This window comes from Oerskovia paurometabola (genome assembly GCF_016907365.1).
Lineage (GTDB): Bacteria > Actinomycetota > Actinomycetes > Actinomycetales > Cellulomonadaceae > Oerskovia > Oerskovia paurometabola.
Map to the genome: position 1 here is coordinate 4,298,083 of NZ_JAFBBV010000001.1, position 15,837 is coordinate 4,313,919.

The window sequence follows — 15,837 nt, forward strand, 5'->3', positions numbered from 1 at the left end:
ACGGCGGAGCGCACCTTCCGCGTCGAAGGTGAGCCCCGGCGTCAGGCCGGGACCCGTCACGGGTGGACGAGGATCTTCACCGCGGTCTCGTTACGGCGGACCAGGGTGTCGAAGCCCTTGCTCACGAGGTCCTCGAGCGGGATCTTCGCCGTGATGAAGGGCGCGAGGTCGACCTTGCCCTCCTGGACGAGCCTGATCGTCTCGGCGTGGTCGCGCACGTAGGCGATCGTGCCGCGCAGGTCGATCTCCTTGAGGACGAGCTTGTGCATGTCGACCGCCGCGGGCTTGCCCCAGATCGACACGACCACGATCACTCCCGCGGGGCGGACCGCGTCGAAGAGCTGGTCGAGGACCGCGTTGACGCTCGTGCACTCGAAGGCCACGTCGACGCCCTTGCCGCCCGTGATCTCGCGGACGCGGGAGATGAGGTTGTCCTGCGTGGGGTCGACGACGTGGTCGGCGACGCCCGTCTCACGGGCCTTGGTCTTCCGGGCCTCGGAGACCTCGGACATGATGACCGTGACGCCCTGGGCCTTGAGGACCGCTGCCGTGAGCAGCCCGATGGGGCCCGCACCGCCGACGAGCGCGACGTCTCCGGCCTTGGCGCCCGAGCGCACGACCGCGTGGTGCCCGACCGACAGGGGCTCGATGAGCGCGGCCTGGTCGAGCGGGATGTCGCCCACGGGGTGGACCCAGCGTCGGTCGACGACGACCTTCTCCGAGAGGCCGCCACCACCACCGGCCAGGCCGATGAAGCCCATCTTGACGCACAGGTGGTAGTTGCCGGCCTCGCACTGCGCGCACTCGCCGCACACGAAGTAGGGCTCGACGACGACCGACTCGCCGATCGTCAGGTCGTCGACGCCCTCGCCCAGCGCGGTCACGGTCCCGGAGAACTCGTGCCCCATCGTGACGGGCATCTCCTCGTGCGAGAGCGGGTGGGGGTGGCCCGCCGCGGGGATGAAGATGGGGCCTTCGAGGTACTCGTGCAGGTCGGAACCGCAGATCCCGCACCACGCGATGTCGATCGCGACCGCGCCGGGGCGCAGCTCGGGGGCCGGGACCTCCTCGATGCGGATGTCTTGTCGTCCGTGGAAACGTGCAGCCTTCATGTCCTCGCCACGCCTTCTCTCGTTGGTCGCTGGGTTCCTGACAGGCGGCGTCGTTCGGGCCGCCCAGGTGCCCGGGGCACTTGCCACCATAGGCACGTGACCTGCGCGAAAACCCCGCCAAAGGTCCCGAATCGGATGTGACATGGCCCTCGTCAGGGCGTCAGATCGAGGCGGTGCGCGGGCCGGCGACGCACCGTCCGGGCGGCGACGCGCGGAAGCGGCGTACCGCCCGAGCGGCTGGCGTGGGAGGCCGCCGGTACGTTGGGGACCATGACGGACCCGGCGACGCCCGCTCCCCTGCGCGACACCCAGCTCCCCGGCAGCGGCGGCCTGCTGCTCCTCGACTCCGCGTCGCAGTACTTCCGCGCGTTCTTCGGCGTCCCGGACTCGGTCAAGGCCCCGGACGGCACGCCCGTCAACGCGGTGCGCGGCTTCCTCGACACCATCGCGGTGCTCGTGGCCGAGCGCCGGCCCGCGCGCCTCGTGGCCTGCTGGGACGACGACTGGCGGCCCGCGTTCCGCGTCGACGCCATCCCGTCCTACAAGGCCCACCGCGTCGCGACCGAGGTCCCCGGCACCACGGGCATCGAGGAGGTGCCCGAGGCCCTGACCGCACAGGTCCCGATCATCGTCGACGTCCTCGCGGCCCTCGGCGTCGCGCGGGTCGGGTGCCCCGGCTACGAGGCGGACGACGTGATCGGCACGCTCGTCGAGCGCGAGTCGGTCCGGCGGCGCGTCGTGCGCGAGGCGGGCGGGGAGCCCGGGGCGGGCGGCGCCGTCGGGCCCGCGTCACCCGACGGTGGGCCGGTCGAGGTCGTCACGGGCGACCGCGACCTGTTCCAGCTCGTCGACGACGACGTGCCCGTGCGCGTCCTGTACACCGCGCGCGGCCTCAAGAAGCTCGACGTCGTGGACGTCGAGCGCCTGGCCGAGCGCTACGGCGTGTCGTCGGGCCAGGCGTACGCGGACATGGCCGCGCTGCGCGGCGACCCGAGCGACGGCCTGCCGGGCGTCGCGGGCATCGGGGAGAAGACCGCGGCGGGCCTGCTGGCCCGGTACGGCGACCTCGCGGGCATCCTGCGCGCGCGCGACGAGGGCGACAAGGGCCTGAGCCCCACGCAGCGGCGCCGGCTCACCGAGGCCGCGGACTACCTGGCCGTCGCGCCGCTCGTGGTCCAGGTCGCGCGCGACGCGCCCGTCCCCCCGGTGCCCGACGGCGTCCCGTCCGCCCCCGCGGACGCTGCGGCTCTCGACGAGCTCGCCGCGCGGTGGGGGCTGCGGTCGAGCGTGGACCGGGTCCTGGAGGCGTTCGCGTCGGTGCGGTGAGCTCTCCATGGTTGACACCGCTGTCATCGGTGCAGGATCGTACGGTGACGCCGCCCCCGACCGGCCTGGAGCCCTGATGCCCTCTCACGCCCCGCACGTCCTCGTCGTCGGCGAGGCGCTCGTCGACGAGGTCCGACGTGCCGACGGCACGACCGCCGAGCACCCCGGCGGCAGCCCCGCGAACGTCGCGCTGACCCTCGGCCGCCTCGGGCGCGACGTCCGGCTCGCGGCCCACCTCGGCCGCGACGAGCACGGCGACACGATCCGCGACTGGCTCGCCGACTCGGGCGTCGCCCTCACCCCCGGGTCCGACGGCGCAGCCGCCACGAGCGTCGCGCGCGCGGTCCTCGACGGGTCGGGGGCCGCGACGTACGACTTCGCGATCACGTGGGACCTGGCCCCCGGCACCCGGGCGACCGGCTCGACGCTCGCCGTCCACACCGGGTCGATCGCTGCGGTCCTCGAACCCGGTGCGACCGCGGTCCACGACCTCGTCCTCGCCGCGCGCGAGCACGCGACCATCACCTACGACCCGAACGCCCGACCCAGCCTCATGGGCACCCCCGAGGCCGCGCTCACCCGGATCGAACCTCTCGTCTCCGCTGCGGACGTGGTCAAGGTCAGCGACGAGGACGTCGAGTGGCTCTACCCGGGCACCGACCCCGTGGAGGTCGCGCACCGGTGGGCAGGGGTCTCCGGCGCAGATCGCGGACCAGCGGTCGTCGTCGTGACGTTCGGCGGCGAGGGGGCCGTCGCGGTGTGCGCGGCGGGCGAGGTCCGGGTCGCGGCACCGCGGGTCGAGGTCGTGGACACCGTGGGCGCGGGCGATACCTTCATGGGGGCGCTCATCGACGGGCTGTGGGACCGGGATCTCCTGGGCGGCGACCGGCGCGACGCGCTCCGGGCCGTCGACCTCGACGTGCTGGCCGCGGTGCTCGAACGATGCGTCGCGGCCGCCGCGATCACGGTCTCGCGCGCGGGTGCGAACCCGCCGCGACGGGACGAGCTCACGAGCTGAGGTCGTGCCCGCCGACGGTGACGTACCTGCCCGCCGACGGTCACCCTCGGCGGGCACGGGTGGTCACCCGCGGCGGCCCAACCGGTCACCCTCGGCGGGCACACGCGTCACCGTCACGCCGCCCCGATCGCCTCCTCGACCCCCAGCTCGAGCAGCAGCCGCCGCCGGAAGTCCCCGAACCCCGGCACCCCGCGGCGTCGCGGCCGGTCGAACGGCACCTCGAGCTCGACCCCGACCTTCCCGTCCTGGAGCACGGCCACGCGGTCGGCGAGCAGGATCGCCTCGTCGACGTCGTGTGTCACGAGCAGCACCGCGGGCTGGTGCTCGTGACACAGCTCGGCCACGAGGGCCTGCATCCTGATGCGGGTCAAGGCGTCGAGCGCCGCGAACGGCTCGTCGAGCAGCAGCAGCCGGGGGTTGCGCACGAGCGCCCGGGCGAGCGCGACGCGCTGCGCCTCGCCCCCGGACAGGGTCGTGGGCCACGCGGCCTCGCGCCCGCCGAGGCCGACCTCCACGAGTGCTGCCGAGGCGGCCGCGCGCCGGTCGCGCGTGGAACGCTGCCCGAGGATCACGTTGGACCCGACGCGCTTGGACGCCACGAGCCGCGGCTCCTGGAACACGACGGTCCGCTCGGCGGGGGCCTCGACGGTCCCGGTGTCGTGCTCCTCGAGCCCGGCGAGGATGCGCAGCAGCGTCGTCTTGCCGGAGCCGCTGGCGCCGAGCAGCGCGACGAACTCGCCCGGACGCAGCGTCAGGGAGAAGTCGGAGAGGATGGTCCGGTCGCCGTACGACTTCCCGACGTTCTCGACCCGGACGGTCGGTGAGGCGAGGTCCGGCACGGTCGGTGCGCTCATGGCTTTCTCCCGAGTCGCTTGTAGGGCAGCAGGACGCGTTCGAGGAGCCGCACGACCAGGTCGACCGACAGCCCCCACACCGCGTAGATCAGGACGCACACGACGAGCACGTCCATCTGGAAGTACTGCTGCGCGGAGACCATGAGGAACCCGATGCCGCGCGGCGCGTTGGACATCTCCGCGACGATCAGCGCGAGCAGCGACACCGACAGGGACACCCGCAGGCCGACGAGGACCGACGGGATGGCTTCGGGCAGGATCACGTGCCGTACGAGCCCCAGCCCCCGCAGCCCGAACACCTTGCCCGCCTCGAGGATCTTGCGGTCGACGTTGCGCACGCCGCTGTGGGTGTTGAGGTAGAGCGGGAACAGCGCAGCGGCCGCGATGATGATGATCTTGGGTCGTTCGTCGATCCCGAACCAGAGGATGAGCAGCGGCGCGATCGCGAGGAACGGGATCGTCCGCAGCATCTGGAGCGTGGGGTCGAGGAGCTGGTCGCCCAGGCGGAACAGCCCCGCGACGACGCCGAGCGTGAGCCCCAGCAGTCCGCCGATCGCGAAGCCCACGGCCACGCGCCCGAGCGACACCGACAGGTTCTCCCACAGCACGCCCGTGGAGACGAGCTCGACGAACGCGTCGGCGACCTGCCAGGGGGCGGGGAACTGCTTCTCGTCGATCCACCCTTGCGCCGAGCCCAGGAACCAGAGCGCGAGGATCGCGGTGGGCACCGAGGCGCGCAGCAGCACGTCGCGCGGCGAGCGCTTCCGCCTGCCCGACGACGTCGCGCCCCTCCGCGCCCCGGCCGCACCCGTGGCGGTGGCCGGCACCGTAGCGGCGGCTGTCGCTGCAGCGACCGGGGGCGCCTCCGCGGGGGCGCGCGACGTCGTCGTGCCGGCGGTCACTCGACGCCCCACGTGCTGACGTCGAACGCCTTCGGGGCGGCGCCGGAGCTGACGAGGAAGTCGAGGGTCGACTGCACGGTCGCCAGCCCGTCGGGGTCGATCGCCTGGGTGCCGTACTGCCAGAGCTCGGCCTCCTTGACGACCTCGACGGGTGAGCCCGTGGCATCGAAGACCCACTGGGCGTACGCGTCGTGGTCGGCCTCGATCTTGGCGACGCCGGCCTCGGTGACCTCCCAGACCGCCGCGGCGAGCTCGGGGTTCGCCTCGTAGGTCTCGCGCGAGGTGAGCGAGACGCTCGTCGCGAGCAGGTCGGGGTCGTCGACGCTCGCCTTGGACAGGACCGGGAAGTCGTTCTGCAGGCGCCAGATCCCGGCCGTGGTCGCGGGGACGGGCACGGCGTCGATGTCGCCGCGCTGGAGCGCGGGCAGGGCGTCGGCGAACAGGAGGTTGACGAGCTCGACGTCGCCCAGGACTCCGGCGCGCTCGAGGACCGCGCGGCCGTACTTGTCGAAGTTGGAGCCGAACTGGAGCCCGACCTTCTTGCCCGCGAGCTGGTCGATGGTCGTCACGCCACCGGTCTTGGTGAGGAACCAGATGTCGGAGGACGGCTTGGCGATGACGAGCGCGGGGACGTCGAGGCCGCTCGCCTTGGCCTGCGTGGCCGGGGTGTCGCCGATGAAACCGACCTGGATGTCGCCCGTCTGGAGGGCCTGGACCACGGGCGGCCCGTTGTTGAACCCGACGAAGCCCTCGTACTCGAAGCCGTGCTCGGCGAGGATCGCGTCGGCGATCCCGGTCTCGACCGCGTACCCGAACGGCCCGGTCGCCACGGGCGTCTTGCCCGCGACGCCGTTCCAGGGGCCGCCCGTGGTCAGGGACGTGAGCTCGACGGCTGCGTCCGACCCGTCGCCCGACGGCGTCGCGGCCTCCGACGTCGAGCACGCCGCGAGCGCGGTGACGAGGACGAGCGACGCCAGGGCGGCGAAGGTGCGGTTCCGGCTCATGAGGGGGCTCCTTGGAGGGTGGTCGGGATGCTGTCGTGGTGCGGGGTCTCGTCAGGGACGGGACCGGAGGGTGCGGCCCGGGGCGAGCACGGCCGCGCGGTGGTAGTCGACGTCGGACGCGAGGACCGCGCCCGGCTCCCCTGCGCGGGGGTCGTTGGTGGCGCGCGTTTCCCCGGGGTCGCCCTGGCCTCGCGGAGCCCGCCGCCACCCGACCCGGTCCCGGTACAGGCCCAGGAGGTCGCGGTCGAGCAGGTCGGCCTCGTCGAGGAACGGCGAGCCTGCGGGTTCGGGCGTGCGCGACGGGGACACGAAGATCGCGTCCTCGGGGCAGTACGCCTCGCACTGGAAGCAGGTCTGGCAGTCGGAGTGCCGTGCGATGGTCGGCACGCCGCCGTCGGCGGCGGGCTCGAAGACGTTGGTCGGGCAGATCCGCACGCAGATGTCGCACGACGTGCAGCGCGCGGCGTTCAGGATCTCGATCATGACGCCTCCTCGGTCCGGGTCGGTGGGGTGGGAGCGGCGTACGGCGCCCCGGCGTCGCCGGTCACGGGCGGCTCCGGGTCCGGCAGCACCCACAGGTCGCGCAGCCCGCCCGTGAGCAGACGGCGGGTCTGCTGGGGGTCGGTGTCGGGGAAGTCGGTGCGCGTGTGCATGCCACGGGTCTCGGTGCGGTGGAGCGCGGTCCGGTCGGCCCAGCGGGCCATCGCGAGCATGCCCGCGGTCTCGCGCGTGCGGATCGCGTCGGCGCCGCGCACGTCCGACGGCACGAGCTCGGTCCCCGCGCGGTCCCACAGCTCGTCGAGCGTGTCGAGGGAACGCACGAGGCCGTGGTGGTGGCGGAAGGCCGACTTGTCGATGGGCAGCATCTCGTCACGGACCGCGGCGGTGATCTCGCGCCACGCCCCCTCCCTGGCCGGGGCCGAACGCAGGCGGTGCGCGCCGCCGTCGGGCCGGAGACCGAGCGTGCCCGTGGGGTCGAGGCGCTGCCCGCGGGACGACGGGTCGCGGTCCGCGGCCAAGGCGGACGCCGCCCGGCCCGACCACGTGCCGGACGCCACGGCCCACGCCAGGTTCGGGCCGCCCGCGCCGGTCGCCGCGCCGACCACGCGGTCTCGCGCCGCGACGTCGCCCGCCGCGTACAGCCCGGGGACGCCGGTCCACGCGTCACGGTCGAGCACGTGGACCCCGCCCGTGCCGCGCACCGTGCCCTCCTGGACCCAGTCCATGGGGAAGCGCTCGGTGAACGGGTCGACGCCCAGCTTGTCCGTGACCATGAAGAAGTTCGGCATGGCGGCGCGCAGGGTCGGGCGGACCTCGGGCGGGAACTGGGTGAACTGGGCCGTGATCGTGCCGCGCAGCGACGCGCCGAGCAGCTCGGCGCGACTCTTGTGCAGGTTCTCGTAGGCGATGGGGACGCCCTCGTGGTCCCAGTAGGAGGCCGTGACGAAGAAGCCGTTCTTGTCCATCGAGGTGCCGAACGGGACCATGCCGTAGAAGTTGGAGAACTCCATGCTCGACAGGTGCGCGCCCACCTCGGCGGCCATCAGGTGGCCCTCGCCCGTGTTGACGTCGCCGCCCAGGGAGTGCGACTTCCAGGTGGTCCCGCCCGTCGCGAGCACGACGGCACCGCTCGCCACCCGCCACGCGCGCCCGGTCTGGCGCTGGTAGCCCTGGGCGCCCGAGACGACGCCCGCGCCGTCGACCAGGAGCTCGAGCGCGGGGCTGTGGTCGAGGACCGTGACGCCGTTCTTCTTGACCTTGCCGCGCAGGAAGCGCAGGTAGTCCGGGGACGAGCCGGAGAACGACCGCTCGCCGGGGCGGCGCGCGAAGGGGTTCGCGACCGGGGCGGGGCCGCCGGCTCCGCCGCGGGCGCCGGTGCCTGCGGGGCGCGAGCGGCGCGTGCGCTCGTACCCCCAGCCCTCGATGAGCGCGGTGCGGTACCAGGCCTCGTCGAGGACGTCGTTGGTCCAGTCACGGTCGGTGAGGTACCCGCCCTGCTGCTCGCGCGGCGTGATCTCCTCGTCGCGGCGCTCGGCGTCCGGCGGGACGAGCCAGTGCCCGACGCCGGCCGTCGCCGCGACACCGCTCGTGCCGCAGTAGCCCTTGTCGACCAGGACGACGCTCGCGCCCTGCTCGGTCGCGGCGATCGCGGACCAGGTCGCGGCCGGGCCGCCGCCGATCACGAGGACGTCGGCGTGCAGGAGCAGGTGCTCTGCGGAGTCCTCGACGAGGGCAGGTCGGGGGGCACGGTGCGTGCGTCGGTGTGCTCCGGGACCCGCGGAGGCGCGGGAGACCGAAGGAGAGCGGGGGGAGGCAGAGGGCACAACCATGAGGGGTCGCTTTCCGGGGGGCCGCGACCTGGTCGCGGGTGCACAGGGACGCCGGTGGGGTCGGCGCGGGGGAGGCTGTCTCGTCGGGTCAGACGGGTCGACAGCAACAGCCCGGCGCGATGGCGCGGAGCGCGCGGTGCGTCGGCTCGGTGTGCATGAGAGCGACGCTAGTTGAACTAGACCGAAACGGTCCAGATTGAGTTGACGGATGAGACAAGGTTTCGCAGTGTTAACGCGTGCACCGGACCGTCACCCTCGACGGGCACGGTCGTCACCCTCGCGGGCTCTCTCCCCCGCCCCGCAGCTCCACCTCGTCGCCGAACGGGCGGGTCACCCAGGCCTCCGAGTCCCCGACGAGGTGAGCGACGTCGTCGGGCAGCGTGCCCGACGCGAGGTCCGCGACCGTCACGTTCTCCAGGACCGAGCGCATCGCGACCCGCAGCGCGACCCACGTCTGCTGGAGAGCCGCCGCGGACTCCGCGTACGACGTGTCCTCGGGCTGGACGCCCGCGATGTTCGCGAGCGGGCCGTCGATCGCCCGGATGACGTCCGCGACCGCGATCCGCGCGGGTGCCGCCGCCAGGCGGAACCCGCCCTCGGCGCCCCGGCGGCTCTCGACCAGGCCCGACCTGCGCAGCTGGTTCAGGATGCCCAGGAGGAACGACCCCGGGATGCGCTGCGCCTTGCCGACGCGCTCCGCGGTCACGAACCCCTCGTCGTAGGCGACGGCGAGCTCCACGCACGCGCGGACGGCGTAGTCGATCTTGGCGGTGATGCGCATGGGCCCAGTATGCCGACGGCATGTTTCCGATCGTGCAGGAATACCGGGTGAAGCACCCCGGCCACCGGTGCGGTGCGGGTTGGGCTCGGGCGCCCGACGTGTGCGAAGGTGCAGCGGTGACTTCGTACCGGGTGAGCCTCGTCGTCGGGATGCTGCGCACTGGCGCGTCCCCGGAAGCCGTGCTGCCCGCGGCCGCCGCCGCGGCGCGCGAGGTGACCGAGGTCGAGTCCTACGACCTGGGGATCGTGAGCGGCGAGGCCCGCGTCACGGTGCGCTTCCTCGCCGAGGACGACGACCAGGCCGCCGAGATCGCCCGCGCGGTCCGGGCTGCGGCCGGCGCCCTCGTCGAGGTGAGCGGTGCGGTCTTCACACGCCGCTACGGCCCGAAGTGGCACCCGGTCGCTGGCGGCATCCACCGCTGACCTGCGCGTCCGCCGCGATCCGAGGCCGCCGCGGGTCTGGCGTTCTCACGGGCCGGACGGCGATCGTGTCCCGCCCGGGCTCGGACGCGCACCGCGCCCGGAGACCGTAGGTTGGACACATGCTTGCCGCCTACGTGACGCACTTCGACCAGCAGGACCCGCTCGCAGGCCTGACCGTGGGAGACCTGCCCGCCCCGGAGCCCCGGGAGAACTGGTCGGTGGTGGACGTCCGGGCCGCGAGCCTGAACCACCACGACCTGTGGTCGCTGCGCGGGGTCGGTCTGCGCGCCGAGCAGCTCCCGATGATCCTCGGCACCGACGCCGCGGGCATCGCGCCCGACGGGACCGAGGTCGTCGTCCACGGCGTGATCGGCGCCGACGGGCACGGGGTAGGGCCCGCGGAGTCGCGCACGCTCCTGTCCGAGAAGTACGCGGGGACGCTCGCCGAGCAGGTCGCCGTGCCCAGGAAGAACCTGATCCCCAAGCCGCCGGAGCTCACGTTCGTCGAGGCGGCGTGCCTCCCGACGGCGTGGCTCACCGCGTACCGCATGCTCTTCAGCGTGGCGGGGCTCGCCCCGGGCGACCGCGTGCTCGTCCAGGGTGCGGGGGGTGGCGTCGCGAGCGCCGCGACGCGCCTCGCGAGCGCGGCGGGCATCGAGGTGTTCGTGACGTCGCGGTCCTCGGCCAAGCGAGCCCGCGCTCTGCAGAACGGCGCGTCTGCGGTCTTCGAACCCGGGGCCCGGCTCCCCGCACGGGTGGACGCCGTGATCGAGACCGTCGGCCAGGCCACGTGGTCGCACTCGATGCGTTCGGTCCGGCCGGGCGGGACGGTCGTCGTCGCCGGGGCCACTTCCGGGGACGCGAGCCCCGCCGAGCTCTCGCGCATCTTCTTCCAGGAGATCACCGTCCGGGGCGTGACGATGGGTTCACGCGAAGACCTCGCGGCCCTGCTGCGGTTCCTCGCCCGCACCGACGTCCGCCCGACGATCGACGAGGTACTCCCGCTCGCCCAGGCCGCGGCCGGCCTGGCACGGCTCGACGCCGGGGAGCACTACGGGAAGATCGTGCTCACGACATGACCGACGGTGTGGGTGCGGACGGGGGCCCGCCCCGGGGCGGCGACCGGGAGTTCCAGACGACCGGAGGCTCCCAGGACACCGAGGGCGCGGAGAGCTCCGGCGGCGCTGCTCCCGACGCGAGGCCTGTCGGCGTCGAACCAGGCGTCGCGTCACGTGGCACCGAGCTGCGGGCTGCCGGCTCGGCGGGTTCGCACGAGTGGACCGGTTCGCCACGCATCGCAGGTTCCCGACGTCGCCCACGGGCCGCCGCGCCCCGGACGCTCACCCTGGCGTCGCTGCGGGCGCCGCTCGCCGAGGCAGCGGCGCTCGTCCCGACGGGGCCTCGAGGCCCGGTTCCTCGGCCCCGTGTCAGGCCACAGCGCGGCCGGTGGGAGGAGGACGTCCTCGGACCGGACTACCGTCGTCTGACCCTCCACCTCACGCCCGACGACGAGGGGGAGGTCGTCGCGACCCTCGTCCGCTACGACCCTCCGACCGAGGAGGCCGTCCGCCCCGCACGCGCCGTGCTGTACGTCCACGGGTGGAGCGACTACTTCTTCCAGACCGAGCTCGCCGAGTACTGGCACGCCCAGGGCGCGGCGTTCTACGCGGTAGACCTGCGCAAGTACGGCCGCAGCCTCCGGCCGCACCAGACCCCGGGGTACATCGAGCACCTCCACGAGTACGACGAGGATCTCGAGACCGCGCTCGCGCTGATCCACACCGAGCTCGGCGCGCACGCCTCGATCATGCTGGTCGGCCACTCGACAGGGGGGCTCACCGGTGTCTTGTGGGCGAACCGGAACCCTGGTCGGCTGCACGGGCTGGTACTGAACAGCCCGTGGCTGGAGCTGCAGGGTTCGTCCACGGTGAGAACGGTGTCCTCGCCGGCGATCCGTCAGCTCGCCCGGTTCCAGCCCAAGGCTCCACTGCCGAACATCGACGCCGGGTACTACGCGCGGACGCTGCGCGACCTCGAGAGCGGCGGCTGGGAGTTCAACCCCGAGTGGCGCCCCGTGCCGTCCTTCCCTGTTCGCGCCGGCTGGCTCCGGGGAATCATCGAGGGTCACGCGACGGTCGCTGCCGGCTTGTCCGTCACGTGTCCCATCATCGTCCTGACGTCCGACCGGACCATCATCAGCCCGCGCTGGAGCGAGGACATGCGGCAGGCGGACATCGTGCTCGACGTCGAGCTGCTGGCCCGGCGAGCCACGAACCTCGGGCCCGTGGTGACGATCGCCCGGATTCCAGGCGGGATCCACGACCTCACGCTGTCGGGACCGGGGCCGCGGAGACGTTTCTACCGCGAGATCACGAGGTGGCTCGCGGGATACGGGTGGAGCTGACACCGGTCGACGGGTGGTGTGTCCGGGTATGCCAAAGGCCCACCCCGTGAGGGGTGGGCCTTTGGTGAATGGTTGTCCGGCGGCGACCTACTCTCCCACCCCGTCTCCAGGGCAGTACCATCGGCGCTGAGAGGCTTAGCTTCCGGGTTCGGAATGGGACCGGGCGTTTCCCTCTCGCTATGACCGCCGTAACTCTATGGAGATGTTCGGGGCCCCCGGTTACGTGGGGGTGTGCCCGTATCTCGGGAACCGCACAGTGGACGCGTAGCAATAAGTTTGTGTGTTATCAAGTTGTCGGCTTATTAGTACCGGTCAGCTTCAGCAGTCTTTAGTCCTGCCTTACACATCCGGCCTATCTACCCAGTGGTCTAGCTGGGAGCCTCTCCCCCTTGCGGGGATGGAAACCTCATCTTGAAGCAGGCTTCCCGCTTAGATGCTTTCAGCGGTTATCCCTTCCGAACGTAGCTAACCAGCCGTGCTCCTGGCGGAACAACTGGCACACCAGAGGTTCGTCCGTCCCGGTCCTCTCGTACTAGGGACAGCCCTTCTCAAGTTTCCTGCGCGCGCAGCGGATAGGGACCGAACTGTCTCACGACGTTCTAAACCCAGCTCGCGTACCGCTTTAATGGGCGAACAGCCCAACCCTTGGGACCTACTCCAGCCCCAGGATGCGACGAGCCGACATCGAGGTGCCAAACCATGCCGTCGATATGGACTCTTGGGCAAGATCAGCCTGTTATCCCCGGGGTACCTTTTATCCGTTGAGCGACGGCGCTTCCACAAGCCACCGCCGGATCACTAGTTCCGACTTTCGTCCCTGCTCGACCTGTCAGTCTCACAGTCAAGCTCCCTTGTGCACTTGCACTCGACACCTGATTGCCAACCAGGCTGAGGGAACCTTTGAGCGCCTCCGTTACATTTTAGGAGGCAACCGCCCCAGTTAAACTACCCACCAGGCACTGTCCCTGATCCGGATTACGGACCGAGGTTAGATATCCAGAGCGACCAGAGTGGTATTTCAACGTTGACTCCACACACACTGGCGTGCATGCTTCACAGTCTCCCACCTATCCTACACAAGCCGCACCGAACACCAATACCAAGCTATAGTAAAGGTCCCGGGGTCTTTCCGTCCTGCTGCGCGTAACGAGCATCTTTACTCGTAGTGCAATTTCGCCGAGTTCGCGGTTGAGACAGCGGAGAAGTCGTTACGCCATTCGTGCAGGTCGGAACTTACCCGACAAGGAATTTCGCTACCTTAGGATGGTTATAGTTACCACCGCCGTTTACTGGGGCTTAAATTCTGAGCTTCGCTCCGAAGAGCTGACCCGTCCTCTTAACCTTCCAGCACCGGGCAGGCGTCAGTCCGTATACATCGTCTTGCGACTTCGCACGGACCTGTGTTTTTAGTAAACAGTCGCTTCTCCCTGGTCTCTGCGGCCGTCAACGCTCGGGAAGCTAGTTCCGTCACGCATCGGGCCCCCCTTCTCCCGAAGTTACGGGGGCATTTTGCCGAGTTCCTTAACCACGATTCTCTCGATCGCCTTAGTATTCTCTACCTGACCACCTGAGTCGGTTTAGGGTACGGGCGGCTAGAACCTCGCGCCGAGGCTTTTCTTGGCAGCATAGGATCACCCAATTCGCGCATACGCGCTATCTATCAGTTCTCAGGCTATGTGAACAGCGGATTTGCCTACTGTTCGCCCTACAACCTTGGACACGGTCAACCATCGCCGTGCTGGGCTACCTTCCTGCGTCACCCCTGTTAATACGCTTACCTAGTACCGGTTCGGGTCGCGCGCCGCTCCAGCGGTGTCTCCCGAAGGAGACGATGCTGGTTAAGGGCGCTTAGCATCACCGGGTTCGGTATGGGCGGTTCTTCGCCGGTAGGAGAATATCAACTCCTTGTCCATCGACTACGCCTGTCGGCCTCGCCTTAGGTCCCGACTTACCCAGGGCGGATTAGCCTGGCCCTGGAACCCTTGGTCATTCGGCGGACGGGTTTCTCACCCGTCTTTCGCTACTCATGCCTGCATTCTCACTCGTGTAGGCTCCACCGCTGGGTTACCCCGCGACTTCACTGCCCACACGACGCTCCCCTACCCATCCACACGCCTGGACCACGAAGGCCTAGCGTTTGTGTGAATGCCACAGCTTCGGCGGTGTACTTGAGCCCCGCTACATTGTCGGCGCGGAATCACTTGACCAGTGAGCTATTACGCACTCTTTCAAGGGTGGCTGCTTCTAAGCCAACCTCCTGGTTGTCTGTGCAACTCCACATCCTTTCCCACTTAGCACACGCTTAGGGGCCTTAGCTGGTGGTCTGGGCTGTTTCCCTCTCGACTACGGAGCTTATCCCCCGCAGTCTCACTCCCGCGCTCTCACTTACCGGCATTCGGAGTTTGGCTGACGTCAGTAACCTTGTAGGGCCCATCGGCCATCCAGTAGCTCTACCTCCGGCAAGAAACACGCGAGGCTGCACCTAAATGCATTTCGGGGAGAACCAGCTATCACGAAGTTTGATTGGCCTTTCACCCCTAACCACAGGTCATCCCCCAGGTTTTCAACCCTGGTGGGTTCGGTCCTCCACGTAGTCTTACCCACGCTTCAACCTGCCCATGGCTAGATCACTTCGCTTCGGGTCTAGGCCCAGCGACTCATTCGCCCTATTCAGACTCGCTTTCGCTACGGCTTCCCCACACGGGTTAACCTTGCCACTGAGCACTAACTCGCAGGCTCATTCTTCAAAAGGCACGCTGTCACCCCTGCTAGGGAGGCTCCAACGGATTGTAGGCACACGGTTTCAGGTACTATTTCACTCCCCTCCCGGGGTACTTTTCACCTTTCCCTCACGGTACTGGTCCGCTATCGGTCACTAGGTAGTATTTAGGCTTAGCAAGTGGTCTTGCCGGATTCACACGGGATTTCTCGGGCCCCGTGCTACTTGGGATCCCCTTCGGGAGGCCGCGTCATTTCGTCTACGGGGGTCGCACCCTCTGTGCCGGGCCTTTCAATGCCCTTCGACTATAACGCGGCTTTCTGACTCCCTGACCGGGTACCAGCCCGGTCTGAAAGGTCCCACAACCCCGCCCATGCAACGCCTGGTAGCTATCACACATGAACGGTTTGGCCTGTTCCGCTTTCGCTCGCCACTACTCACGGAATATCTCTTCCTGTCGGTACTGAGATGTTTCACTTCCCGACGTTCCCTCCACACACCCTATATATTCAGGTGCGGGTCACTGGACATGACTCCAGCGGGGTTTCCCCATTCGGAGATCCTCGGATCACGGTTCGTTTGCCAACTCCCCGAGGCTTATCGCAGGCTACAACGTCCTTCATCGGCTCCTAGTGCCAAGGCATCCACCCTGTGCCCTTAAAAACTTGACAACAAAAAATTGCAGAGAACAAAGATAAATCTTTGATCTTACAAAGATGCTCGCGTCCACTGTGCAGTTCTCAAGCTACGGACGATCCCACCCGCTCCCACGGCCTACCAACACAACCGGTTGGCGGTTCACCCAGGAGACGCGATGGCCCGTTCAGAGCGACCCCACCCATGCGGGCGGTTCCCTCAGGACCCAACAGTGTGCTTGGCAAACCCTTCCCCCGTACCCGTGATGTTCCACCACCCACACAAGATGGGCAGGTACTGACACGAACCGTCATGGCCGAGCTCTTCGT

The 15,837-nt window shown here is 69.6% G+C and carries 12 protein-coding genes and 2 rRNA genes; 5 read left to right on the top strand and 9 right to left on the bottom strand.

Annotation, left to right across the window (positions count from 1 at the left end; translation table 11 throughout):
- Positions 1 to 56 precede the first annotated feature (56 nt).
- Entirely contained in the window at positions 57 to 1,112 is a 1,056-nt protein-coding gene (locus tag JOD48_RS19190; RefSeq protein WP_191790069.1) for a 2,3-butanediol dehydrogenase, read from the bottom strand.
- A gap of 270 nt (positions 1,113 to 1,382) precedes the next feature.
- Between JOD48_RS19190 and JOD48_RS19195 the strand changes: the two genes are divergently transcribed.
- A complete protein-coding gene (locus JOD48_RS19195) occupies positions 1,383 to 2,438 on the top strand; it encodes a 5'-3' exonuclease (RefSeq protein ID WP_191790068.1) in 1,056 nt (351 codons plus the stop codon).
- A gap of 76 nt (positions 2,439 to 2,514) precedes the next feature.
- On the top strand, positions 2,515 to 3,456 hold the full coding sequence (locus JOD48_RS19200; protein WP_191790067.1) for a carbohydrate kinase family protein: 942 nt from the start codon (positions 2,515 to 2,517) through the stop codon (positions 3,454 to 3,456).
- A 113-nt stretch (positions 3,457 to 3,569) separates the two neighbouring features.
- Here the strand turns inward: JOD48_RS19200 and JOD48_RS19205 are convergent, their stop codons facing one another.
- The 6 genes from JOD48_RS19205 to JOD48_RS19230 all read right to left on the bottom strand — a co-directional run bounded on the left by JOD48_RS19205 (position 3,570) and on the right by JOD48_RS19230 (position 9,327).
- Positions 3,570 to 4,310 (bottom strand): ABC transporter ATP-binding protein, encoded by a 741-nt coding sequence (locus tag JOD48_RS19205; RefSeq protein WP_204810170.1) that lies wholly within the window; start codon positions 4,308 to 4,310, stop codon positions 3,570 to 3,572.
- Entirely contained in the window at positions 4,307 to 5,137 is an 831-nt protein-coding gene (locus JOD48_RS19810; RefSeq protein ID WP_204810173.1) for an ABC transporter permease, read from the bottom strand. The genes JOD48_RS19205 and JOD48_RS19810 overlap by 4 nt, the downstream gene beginning before the upstream one ends.
- Before the next feature lie 71 nt (positions 5,138 to 5,208).
- Positions 5,209 to 6,216 (bottom strand): ABC transporter substrate-binding protein, encoded by a 1,008-nt coding sequence (locus JOD48_RS19215; RefSeq protein ID WP_204810175.1) that lies wholly within the window; start codon positions 6,214 to 6,216, stop codon positions 5,209 to 5,211.
- A 51-nt stretch (positions 6,217 to 6,267) separates the two neighbouring features.
- Positions 6,268 to 6,699, bottom strand: coding sequence for a 4Fe-4S dicluster domain-containing protein (locus JOD48_RS19220; RefSeq protein WP_204810177.1), 432 nt, complete (start codon positions 6,697 to 6,699; stop codon positions 6,268 to 6,270).
- Entirely contained in the window at positions 6,696 to 8,546 is a 1,851-nt protein-coding gene (locus JOD48_RS19225; protein WP_204810179.1) for an FAD-dependent oxidoreductase, read from the bottom strand. Before JOD48_RS19225 ends, JOD48_RS19220 begins: the two co-directional genes overlap by 4 nt.
- 271 nt (positions 8,547 to 8,817) lie before the next feature.
- Positions 8,818 to 9,327: an RrF2 family transcriptional regulator gene (locus JOD48_RS19230; RefSeq protein ID WP_204810181.1), complete on the bottom strand. Its 510-nt coding sequence runs from the start codon at positions 9,325 to 9,327 to the stop codon at positions 8,818 to 8,820.
- Between the two features lie 116 nt (positions 9,328 to 9,443).
- Here JOD48_RS19230 and JOD48_RS19235 point away from each other — a divergent pair, with 116 nt between their 5' ends.
- The 3 genes from JOD48_RS19235 to JOD48_RS19245 all read left to right on the top strand — a co-directional run bounded on the left by JOD48_RS19235 (position 9,444) and on the right by JOD48_RS19245 (position 12,153).
- A complete protein-coding gene (locus JOD48_RS19235) occupies positions 9,444 to 9,749 on the top strand; it encodes a hypothetical protein (RefSeq protein WP_204810184.1) in 306 nt (101 codons plus the stop codon).
- 119 nt (positions 9,750 to 9,868) lie between these two features.
- Positions 9,869 to 10,828: a zinc-binding dehydrogenase gene (locus tag JOD48_RS19240; protein WP_204810186.1), complete on the top strand. Its 960-nt coding sequence runs from the start codon at positions 9,869 to 9,871 to the stop codon at positions 10,826 to 10,828.
- Positions 10,825 to 12,153 carry an alpha/beta fold hydrolase gene (locus JOD48_RS19245; protein WP_204810188.1) on the top strand — a complete coding sequence of 443 codons (1,329 nt, stop codon included), beginning with the start codon at positions 10,825 to 10,827 and terminating at the stop codon, positions 12,151 to 12,153. Before JOD48_RS19240 ends, JOD48_RS19245 begins: the two co-directional genes overlap by 4 nt.
- Before the next feature lie 74 nt (positions 12,154 to 12,227).
- Here JOD48_RS19245 and rrf read toward each other — a convergent pair.
- Positions 12,228 to 12,344 (bottom strand): 5S ribosomal RNA (rrf, locus tag JOD48_RS19250).
- A 91-nt stretch (positions 12,345 to 12,435) separates the two neighbouring features.
- Positions 12,436 to 15,543 (bottom strand): 23S ribosomal RNA (locus JOD48_RS19255).
- Positions 15,544 to 15,837 lie beyond the last annotated feature (294 nt).